The following is a 3,084-nucleotide window of genomic DNA, read 5'->3' on the forward strand; positions in this document are numbered from 1 at the left end:
AGACTCAGTATGAATCCTATATAGAAATCAATTTCATCCTGCAGAAAGAATACAGGACGATTTTTGATGATGGCTATGAAGTGGACAAAATTCTGAAAAACATGACCTTCATCCATCCGGAAATTCGTCTCATTCCCCATAAGACCCTCATTTTCTTTGATGAGATACAAGTCTGCATTAACGGCGCCACGAGCCTGAAAGCTTTCAAAATAGACGGGCGGTATGACGTGATCTGCTCCGGTTCCCTCATGGGCATCAATTATGGGGAAATCGAATCGAACAGCGTGGGATACAAGCAGGATGTGGTCATGCACTCCCTGGACTTTGAAGAATTTCTCTGGGCCCAGGGGTATGGGAAAGCGCAGATTGACGATCTCTATGATCATATGGAATCCCTTCTGCCCCTGTCGGAAACGCAGATGCATGCCCTTCACGACCTCTTTCTGGAATACATGGTAGCAGGGGGCATGCCGGACATCGTCAGCCGGTTTGTAAATCAGGGCAACTATTCCGGCATCCTTGCCATGCAGCAGCAGATTCTCCTGGACTATGAAGAAGATATCACGAAATATGCCGGAGGACTGGACAAAGCAAGAATCCTGAACGTTTATCGGGCCATTCCCGTATTTCTGGGACAGTCAAACAAGAAATTCCAGATTTCCAAAGTGGCCAGAAATGCGAGAAGCAGGGACTATGTGGGGGTGGTGGAATGGCTCTCCAATGCAGGCATCGTCAATATCTGCTATAACCTGGACCGTCCGGAGCTGCCGCTCAAAGGAAATTACAATCCCAAAGATTTCAAGCTTTACTTCGGCGATCCCGGCCTTCTTGTGGCATCGTTGGACGAAGAAGTACAGGAAGATCTCCGTTTCAATAAAAATTTCAATATTTACAAAGGAGCCCTCTATGAAAATGTGGCGGCCGACATGCTGACCAAAGCAGGATTTCCGCTCTTCTTCTACCGGAATCCGAAATCCACGGTAGAAATGGACTTCATGGTCCGTGACCGGGACTCCCTGGTCCCCGTGGAAATAAAAGCGCAGGACGGTGCCACCCCATCCCTGAATCACCTGATCACCAAAGATACCTATGAAGATATCCACTACGGCATCAAACTGGGAAATAAAAATATCAGTTTCAACGGGAAATTCTACACTTTCCCATACTTCCTCACTTTTCTGCTGAAGAAATTCCTGAAAGACAGAGGGGAAATAAAAGCATAACGTTCGGGGTGAGGAACTTAAAACAACAGAATTCACAGGATAGCGGACATCGAATTGACAGTCCGCTATTTTATTTTGTTCGAAAAATCGCAAAAAGCGGCTAGTGCCATCGCAAGACCCCAATCGGCATTCACCTCCAAGCCCTCAAACCATTCAGGTCGAAGCCGAAGGGCCAAAGCCGCCGAAAGGTGGCGAGAGTCATCGCAAGACTCTAAACGCCAAACGCCCCAAAGCCATCAAACGGTTCAAGTCGAGGCTCGGGGGCAAAAGCCCCGAAGGGGCGAGTGCCATCGCAAGATTCGAACCGCATCCATCCTCAAAATTCTCAAATTGTGCACAGGGAAAGGTGAAACAAAAAATCAAGAGAGCGGCGCCTTTATACTGCTGCGCCGCTACCTCCCCGAGTCTCCCGACACCCCCGAGCCCCCCGACAACCCCGGAACAAAAGCCTTTATTCCTGCAGTTGTCCTTTTTTTACAGTATAATTTATTTCCTCATCCTTACCATGAGTAGTATAATAAGAATCATCTTTAACCGCGGGAGGTTTTTATGATTCAGGAAAAAATCCGTCCTTTTATCCCTACCGTCTGTCACTGCATCAATGATACGGGGCAGGGTTCCATTGCGGCCCTTCTGCCGCTCTTTATCAACCTGCTGGGCCTTTCTTACTACGAAGCGGCTACGGTCATGCTGGCCAATACCATGTGTTCCTCCGTAGTCCAGCCGCTTTTCGGGTACCTGGCAGACAAGGTAAAACTGCCATTTCTGATTCCCCTGGGAGTATTGATGGTGACTTTTTCCATCAGTTTCATGGGAACCACGGCAGGTACCTACGAATCAGTCCTTCTTCTGGCACTTCTTTCGGGGATAGGTTCCGCTATCTTCCATCCGGAAGGGGCACTTCTGGTGAACCGTATGACCGGTCCGGCCAAAGGAAAAGCCATGGGATTTTTTGCCATCGGTGGAAATATGGGATTTGCCATCGGACCCATCATTGCTTCTACCGCCTATACCCTGGGCCGCCAGTATCTCTGGATTTATGCCATTCTTGGTGTCATCTGCACCCTCCTTTACACATGGACCTTTATCCTTTCCCGCTCCGAAGAGGCAGAAGGGGTAAAGAGGGAATCGAAAGAAGGGGCCGAAAACGACTGGAAATCCTTCGGGAAACTCTTCTTCCTCATTCTGGCCCGCTCTGTTTCTTTTGCCTGCCTGAATACCTTCATTCCTCTTTTCTGGATTTCCCAGCTCGGTAAGACCGCAGGAGAAGGAAATATGGCACTCACCATATTTTTCACCATCGGTGCCATTCTGACCTACTGCGGAGGCGCCCTTTCCGACCGGGTAGGATACGTCCATATGATCCGCTACAGCCTGATGATCCTCATTCCCGGACTCATCCTTTTCATCCTGAGCGGGACGCCTATTCTTTCCTATATCCTCATGCTCCCCGTAGCTTTCGGTGTATTTGCCATGTACGGACCCACCATCGTCCTCGGGCAGACATACCTTGCGAAAAACGTAGGCTTTTCCTCTGGCATAACTTTAGGTGTCGGCATTACCATCGGAGGCCTCATGGCGCCTATGGTAGGAAAAGTGGGCGATATGTACGGACTCCAGGTGGGACTTGCCACACTGATTCCTATAGCCATACTGGCACTCTTCGTCACATTTTTGCTGAAAGAGAAGAAGAAAGAGAGTTAGCTTTTAGCCTTTAGCTGTTAGATAATATGAAGTGACCTCCGGTTTGCACATTCGTGGATTCACCCTGTACAATGAAGTCGACGAAAACCCATCCCGAACAGGGAATTACCTACACGCAAACGGAGGTCACTATGTATAGAATACTTAATTTTGGTGC

Annotated in this window: 2 protein-coding genes; both read left to right on the plus strand. The window is 48.7% G+C overall.

The features are described from left to right. The coding region (locus VZT47_RS09855) for an ATP-binding protein (protein WP_330224789.1) at positions 1-1,223 on the plus strand (1,223 nt) is incomplete at its 5' end. Positions 1,224-1,772: 549 nt separating this feature from the next. Then, positions 1,773-2,927, plus strand: coding sequence for an MFS transporter (locus VZT47_RS09860; protein WP_330224790.1), 1,155 nt, complete (start codon positions 1,773-1,775; stop codon positions 2,925-2,927). Positions 2,928-3,084 lie beyond the last annotated feature (157 nt).

Source organism: Dialister sp. (genome assembly GCF_036343215.1).
Classification (GTDB): Bacteria; Bacillota; Negativicutes; order Veillonellales; family Dialisteraceae; genus Dialister.

Coding starts and splice junctions, on each gene's coding strand:
- VZT47_RS09860 (WP_330224790.1), top strand. CDS start 1,773: ATGATTCAGGAAAAAATCCGTCCTTTTATCCCTACCGTCTGTCACTGC.